This is a genomic window from Polaromonas sp. P1_E1_2, assembly GCF_056406035.1.
In genome coordinates, this window is sequence record NZ_JBFUAZ010000186.1 from 1 (window position 1) to 6,837 (window position 6,837).

General features: G+C 63.2%; 7 protein-coding genes. 6 read left to right on the top strand and 1 reads right to left on the bottom strand.

The features are described from left to right. Window positions 1–383 precede the first annotated feature (383 nt). Window positions 384–1,298 (bottom strand): alpha/beta fold hydrolase, encoded by a 915-nt coding sequence (locus AC1D1P_RS10745; protein WP_477672967.1) that lies wholly within the window; start codon window positions 1,296–1,298, stop codon window positions 384–386. A 394-nt stretch (window positions 1,299–1,692) separates the two neighbouring features. Here AC1D1P_RS10745 and AC1D1P_RS10750 point away from each other — a divergent pair, with 394 nt between their 5' ends. From AC1D1P_RS10750 to AC1D1P_RS10775, 6 genes are read left to right on the top strand one after another with little or no spacing between them, the layout of a single operon-like run. After that, window positions 1,693–2,025 carry a polyhydroxyalkanoic acid system family protein gene (locus AC1D1P_RS10750; RefSeq protein ID WP_477668551.1) on the top strand — a complete coding sequence of 111 codons (333 nt, stop codon included), beginning with the start codon at window positions 1,693–1,695 and terminating at the stop codon, window positions 2,023–2,025. A gap of 20 nt (window positions 2,026–2,045) precedes the next feature. Beyond that, complete coding sequence (locus AC1D1P_RS10755) at window positions 2,046–2,993, top strand: LysR family transcriptional regulator (RefSeq protein WP_477672968.1); 948 nt, start codon at window positions 2,046–2,048, stop codon at window positions 2,991–2,993. Window positions 2,994–3,026: 33 nt separating this feature from the next. After that, window positions 3,027–4,280: a CaiB/BaiF CoA transferase family protein gene (locus tag AC1D1P_RS10760; RefSeq protein ID WP_477668553.1), complete on the top strand. Its 1,254-nt coding sequence runs from the start codon at window positions 3,027–3,029 to the stop codon at window positions 4,278–4,280. Beyond that, window positions 4,277–5,233, top strand: a complete 957-nt coding sequence (locus tag AC1D1P_RS10765; RefSeq protein ID WP_477672969.1) for a hydroxymethylglutaryl-CoA lyase — start codon at window positions 4,277–4,279, stop codon at window positions 5,231–5,233. The genes AC1D1P_RS10760 and AC1D1P_RS10765 overlap by 4 nt, the downstream gene beginning before the upstream one ends. Then, entirely contained in the window at window positions 5,230–5,622 is a 393-nt protein-coding gene (locus AC1D1P_RS10770) for a VOC family protein (RefSeq protein ID WP_477668555.1), read from the top strand. The genes AC1D1P_RS10765 and AC1D1P_RS10770 overlap by 4 nt, the downstream gene beginning before the upstream one ends. A gap of 35 nt (window positions 5,623–5,657) precedes the next feature. Further along, window positions 5,658–6,641: a Bug family tripartite tricarboxylate transporter substrate binding protein gene (locus AC1D1P_RS10775; protein WP_477672970.1), complete on the top strand. Its 984-nt coding sequence runs from the start codon at window positions 5,658–5,660 to the stop codon at window positions 6,639–6,641. Window positions 6,642–6,837: the final 196 nt, after the last annotated feature.

A 6,837-nucleotide genomic window follows, 5' to 3' on the forward strand; every position in this document is an offset into this window, starting at 1 on the left:
CCGCTTCCGCAGCCCAGTTCCAGGACCTGGGACCCAGGCTGTACGCCGGCCCCTGTCAGCAGGTTCTCGGTAAGCGGCAGTATTGCCAGCCCCTGCATTTTCAACCGGTCGCGCTCTTTTTCACTGCTGTGCAACGGGTAGATTTTCATCCTTCATGGATCCTTTTTCCTGGTTGTCATGTCGTTCCAGAGCGGCGGCAAAGTACCCGCACCAGATGCCCGAATCGGGCAGGCATACATCGGCGATGTGACGCCAGCAACGTGATTCTCGAAAGAGCAGTATCCAGCCCCTGCAAAGCTCTGCACAGTGTGTGAACTACGGTATCCAGAGATCTCAGCCCGGTAGGCAATACCGTAGCCAAGCCGGCTCTGACCACGACCGGGCTAGAAAATCCCGTATTGCGCGGCCCGGTGCGCAGCTTCAGCCCGCGTTTTGCTACCCAGGGCTTTCAAGGCAGCGCTCACATGCATTTCAACCGTACGAGGACTCAGGGATAGTGTGCGTGCGATCTGTTTGTCGGTCTGTCCTTGCGCTACCTGCCTCAGCACCTCGGCTTGGCGCACTGTCAGCCGGAAAGCAGGTGCCGCAGCGCCCTCGTTGCCGGCGAGAAATTCAAGCACGGTATCGCGCACCCCGGGCCATGCCGGCTCCTCCTCCAAAGGGATGTTGTTGTGCGAGTCAACCGGAACGAAGCGTGCGGCAGGAATGAGTGTGGCCAGCCTTTGCCCTTCGTCTATCGGATACAAAATGTCTTGGCGGGCATGCAGAACCAGGCAAGCGGTGTCAATCCGCTGCGCACTTGCGCTGAGGTCCAGGTCATAAAACGCGCGGACGCTCTGTGCAGCGATGGCGCCGTTCATGCGCTGGCTGACGATTCGATCATGGGCCTCAAGTTGCCCGGCCGAGGCGTCCGGGAGAAATTGCGCCGTGAATATGCGCCGAAAAGATACCGCAAACTCGCTTCTCCCATCCAGCCCGGATTCGTACACCTGCAACGCCGCCATGGCATCGTCCCGTTGCGCGGGAGTCAATTCACGCCGCAAACGCCCGCGAACGGCCCCTCCATAGATAACCAGGCGCGTCAACCGGGCAGGATGGCGGGCGGCATACTCGATTGCTGCATACGACCCCGTACACACCGCCATCATGGCAAAGCGCGTCAGACCCGCTGCATTGACGACCGCCTCAATGTCTTCCACCCAGGCATCCAGGGACATGCGCGCAGGCTTGCGCTCCGAAAGCCCACAGCCCCGCATATCGAGCCTGATCACGGTGTGACGGGCGGCCAGCGCGCCCATCCAGTGCCTGCTCGCGGGTCCAGGCGATGTCAGGTCGTTGTCGGTGTACTGCAGGGTGACCCATACMACKGGCGGCCCRCWGCCRGTTGCAGTGAARGCRATGGYCGTTCCRTCGGCGCTTTTGCAAAAATGAATGGRATKYGGATTCTTCAAARGAGGGGGCTGTTGCAAATTTGTCTGACAACGCACGGGTAGATGGGGGTGCGTCAACAGTGCTCAGTATCACATCACAACGCAGTGTCTTGAACAGGGCCGAAAGCGTAGCCCGCTTTGAAATACTGCCTGAACGAAACGTCGGCACCGGTAAGCGTTTTATGATGCAGTCAAACGGCTGGCCCGGCTGCCAAAGACGAACGGCACAAGGCGCTTCAAATCAACAACACGGAGACCACGAATGGCTGACATCCAGATCCAGCGCGAACACACCCTGGGCCTTGCGGAGGCGCGCAAGATAGCCTTCAAATGGGCCGAGCAGGCCGAAGAAAAATTCGACATGGAATGCACTTACGAAGAGGGCAAGGACGAAGACCTGGTCAGCTTTACCCGCTCGGGTGTCAGCGGCACGCTGACCGTCACCAAGGACCGCTTCGATCTCCAGGCCAAGCTGGGTTTCCTGCTCGGCGCCTTCAAAGACAGGATCGAGGACGAGATCGTGAAAAACCTGGACGCCCTGATCGCGAAAAAGCCTGCGGCCAAAAAAGCCACCACCAAAAAGAAGGCGGCCTGAGTTTTCAGGCTCATTTCCCCGTGAGCTACAACCTCGCCCGGTTTGACCTGGTGTCGGTGCGCCTGGCGGTGGCCTGCGCCCAGACAGGCAGCCTGACGGCCGCGGCACGCGACTCGCACCTGGCGCTGGCTGCCGCCAGCCGGCGCATCCGGGAGCTTGAGGACGCCCTGGGCGACGCGCTGTTCGAACGCCACCCACGCGGCCTGCTCCCCACGGCGGCGGGCCGCGTCTTCGTCAAGCACGGCCTCACCCTGCTGCAGACCATGGAACAGTTGGGCGGCGAACTGGCCGACCTGCGGCGCGGCATCGCGCGCCACATCCGGTTGTGTGCCAGCAGCGCTGCCATCAGCCAGTTTTTGCCGCCGCTGCTGGCACGCTATGGTGAGCTGCACCCGCAGGTGCATATCGACCTGGAAGAGCAGGTGTCGGAAGCCGTAGCGGCTACCCTGCGTGAAGGCCGGGCCGACGTGGCGGTGTTCGTGGAAGGCCCGGGCACCACCGGGCTGGACACCCGGTTGTTCCGCGAAGACGAGCTGGTACTGATCCTGCCCGCCGGCCACACGCTGGCAGGCAGCAAGACACCGCTGGCCTTTGTCGATGCGCTCGACGAGGAATGGATCAGCCTGACCGCTGGCGCCGCCATGCTGCAAAAGCAGCAACAGGCCGCGCTGGCCGCCAACCGGCCGCTGAAATTACGCATGCAGGTGCGCAGCTTTGACGCGGTATGCCATATGGTGGCCTCAGGCCTGGGTGTGGCCATCTTGCCCAAAGCCGCCACGCTGCCCATGGTCAAAAGCATGAAACTCAGCTGGCGGCCGCTGGCCGACGCCTGGGCCCAGCGCCGCCTGCTGACAGCCACCATCACGGGCCAGCCCGATGCGGGTATTGCCTCGCTGGTGGACTTCCTCAGCCCGAAAGAGGCCCCGCCTTCGCAAAACGCGAAACCCAAGGCCCCAAAGCGCAAATAGACGGGACCAGCTGGCGGCGGCACACTGCCCGCCATGCCCTCTCCTGAAAAATCCCCTCCAGCTTCCGGTGTCTCCACCGCGCAAGGCCCGCTCGCCGGGCTGAAAGTGCTGGAGCTCGGCCAGCTGATCGCCGGCCCCTTCGCCGCCAAGACACTGGCGGACTTCGGCGCCGACATCATCAAGATCGAAACGCCGGGCGCGGGCGACCCGCTGCGCAAATGGCGCTTGCTCAAAGACGGCACTTCGGTGTGGTGGCAGGTGCAGTCGCGCAACAAGCGCTCGGTCGCGCTGGATCTGAAGAGCCCCGAGGCACAGGCCATCGTGCGCCAGCTCGCGCTTGACGCCGATGTGTTGATCGAGAACTTCCGTCCCGGCGCCATGGAAGGCTGGGGCCTGGGCCCCGACGAGTTGCTGGCGCTGAACCCTCGACTCATCATGCTGCGCATCAGCGGTTACGGCCAGACCGGCCCCTACCGCGACAAGCCGGGCTTCGGCGTGGTGGCCGAGGCCATGAGTGGCCTGCGCCACCTGACGGCCGAGCCGGGCCGTGTGCCGGTGCGTGTGGGGGTGAGCATCGGTGACACGCTGGCCGCACTGCACGGCGTCATTGGCATCCTGCTGGCGATGCAGGAACGCCAGCGCTCCGGCAAAGGCCAGGTGATCGATGTGGCGCTTTATGAAGCGGTGTTCAACTGCATGGAAAGCCTGCTGCCTGAATACAGCTCCTTTGGCGCGGTTCGCGGCGCGGCCGGCAGCGCCCTGCCCGGCATTGCGCCCAGCAACGCTTATCTGTGCAAGGACGGCGGCTATGCGCTGGTGGCCGGCAACGGCGACAGCATCTTTAAACGGCTGATGGCCACCATAGGCCGCAGCGATCTCGGCAACGACCCGGCGCTGGCTGATAACGCCGGCCGCGTGGCGCGCGTGGAAGAAATCGACGCAGCCATCGGCCAGTGGACCCTGGGCCTCACGGTCGATGAAGTGCTGGCGGCGCTCGACAAGGTCTCGGTGCCCGCGGGCCGCATTTACACCGTGGCCGATATCGCGGCCGACCCGCACTACCAGGCGCGCGGCATGCTCGACGAAGTTCAGATGGACGACGGAAGCACGCTGGCAGTACCCGGCATCGTGCCCAAACTCTCGCGCACACCGGGCGGGCACCGTCGCAATGCGCCGCAGGTGGGGCAGGACACCGTTGCGGTGCTGCGCGAGATCGGACTTTCAACCGAACAGATTCAGGCGCTAAAGGACAAGGGCATCGTGGCCGGGAAGGACGTCAGCGCATGAACACCGCAAAACGGATTTACTTTAATGAGGTCGCTACGCGCGACGGCTTCCAGATCGAACCCGCTTTCATTTCCGCCGATGACAAGGTCGCGCTCGTCGATGCCCTCAGCGAATGCGGCTACGCCAAGATTGAAGTGACATCGTTTACCTCGCCCAAGGCCATYCCCATGCTGCGTGAYGCCGAAGAGGTGATGGGCCGCATACGCCGCGTGCCYGGCGTGGARTACACCGTGCTGGTGCCCAACCTGCGCGGGGCGGAGCGAGCGCTGGAGTCGCGGGCCGACGAACTCAACCTGGTGATGTCGGTGTCGGAAACCCACAACCTGGCCAACCTGCGCATGCCCCGCGAGAAAAGCTTTGCCGCGCTCTCTGATGTCATTCGCCATGTCGACGGCCGCACGCCCATCAACATTTCGCTGTCGTGCTGCTTCGGCTGCCCGATGGAAGGCGAAGTGGTCGAGGACGAAGTGCTGCGCTGGAGCGATCGCTTCGCCGCCTTCGGCGCAGACCGCGTGCGCGGCCTCACGATCTGCGACACCACCGGCATGGCCCACCCGGCTCAAGTCGGCCGCATGGTGAAAGCGCTGCAAAAACGCTTTGAAGGCCTGCAGCTGACCCTGCACTTTCACAACACGCGCGGCATGGGCCTGGCCAATGTGCTGGCGGCCGTGCAGGGCGGCATCACGCGCTTTGACGGCTCGCTGGGAGGCCTGGGCGGCTGCCCCTACGCGCCCGGCGCCAGCGGCAACATCAGCAGCGAAGACGCGGTACACATGCTGGATGCGATGGGTTACGACACCGGTATGGACCTTGAAAAGCTGCTTGCGGTGGCGCGACAAATGCCCGGCATTGTCGGCCATGACGTGCCCGGGCAAGTGGCCAAGGCGGGCCGCATTACCGACTTGCATGCGCCGCCGCCTTATGTGGCTGAACTGAGGACGGCATCGGCATGATTCGGCAGCTGGACCATTTGGTGCTGACCACGGCGGACGAAAAAGCCTGCGTGGATTTCTACACCCGCGTGCTGGGTATGACGCTGGAAACTTTTATCGGCGGCACACCACCGGTAGAGCGCAAGGCCTTCAAGTTCGGCCAGCAAAAAATCAACCTGCACGTCAAAGGCAATGAGTTCGAACCCAAGGCCCACCTGCCAGTGCCGGGCGCCCTGGACCTGTGCTTTCTGGCCAACATTCCCCTTGCCGAAGTGATCATCCGCCTCGAGCGGGAGCGTTGCCCAATCATTGAAGGCCCCGTGCTGCGTACCGGCGCCACACAAAAAATCCGCTCGGTCTATGTGCGCGACCCCGACCGGAATTTGATAGAGATTTGCGAACCCGCCTGAAACAGCATCCCAAAACTACAACCGGAGACAACGACATGAGAAAACGTAATTTCTTCCACCATCTCGCCATCCTGGCAGGGGCGATGACCGGTCTGGCAGTGCTGCCTGCCGCGGCGCAGCAGGCCTATCCCGGCCGCCCGGTCACCGTCATCGTGCCGCAGGCGGCGGGCGGAGCCAACGATGCCATTGCGCGCATCGTGTCCCAAAAGCTCGGCGAAATCATGGGCCAGACCTTTCTGGTTGATAACCGGCCCGGCGCGGGCGGTAATGTCGGCACCGCCCAGGTGGCCAAAGCCAGGCCCGATGGCTACACCCTGCTGCTGACGACCAACAGCGCGCACGTCATCAATCCCGCCATCTACAAAAGCACCGGTTTCGACCCCGTGAAGGATTTCGAGCCGGTCGGCCTGGTGGCCAACGCCGGCTATGTGCTGGTTGCCAACTCGGCCTTTCCCGCCAATTCGGTGGTCGAGCTGATTGCCCAGGCAAAAGCCAGCCCCGGCCAGATCAGCTATGCCTCGGCCGGCAACGGCACGCTGAACCACCTGATCGGCGAAATGTTCAAGCGGGCGGCCGGCGTGGACATGCTGCACGTTCCCTACAAGGCTTCGGCTGCCGCAGCCACCGATGTTGCCGGCGGACAGATTCCGGTGTCGGTACAGAGCCTGCCGTCGGCGCTGCCCTTCCTGCAGTCCGGAAAAATCAAGGTGCTTGGCGTAGTGAACGAAAAGCGTCTGGCCTCCTTGCCAAATGCGCCGACGATTGGCGAAACCCTGCCAGGCTTCGGCTCGACACCATGGTATGGGCTGTTGGCGCCCGCCGGTACGCCCAGGGAAGTCATCGTCAAGCTGCAGGCCGCCCTTGAAAAAACCCTGGCCAGCAGGGACGTGGCAGACAAGCTCGCGGCACAAGGCTGCGACGTAATGACCGCCAGCCCAGCGCAGTTTGCTGCGTTGATCCAGGGCGACCTGCCGCRCTGGAACAAGATCGTCAAGGACTCTGGCGCCCGCATCGACTGATCCACCGCCCTTCAGCCAAAACCTGGTCGGGCATTGTCCGGCCTGAGTCACCCTTCCCCGAAAAAAACTATCCGGAGACAACCATGACCCTTATTTCCCGCAGAACCCTCATGGCCGTCGCCAGCCTGAGCACGGCCGCCTGGCTCAACCCGGTGCGTGCACAGCTCGCCGGCAAACCCATCACACTCATTGTTCC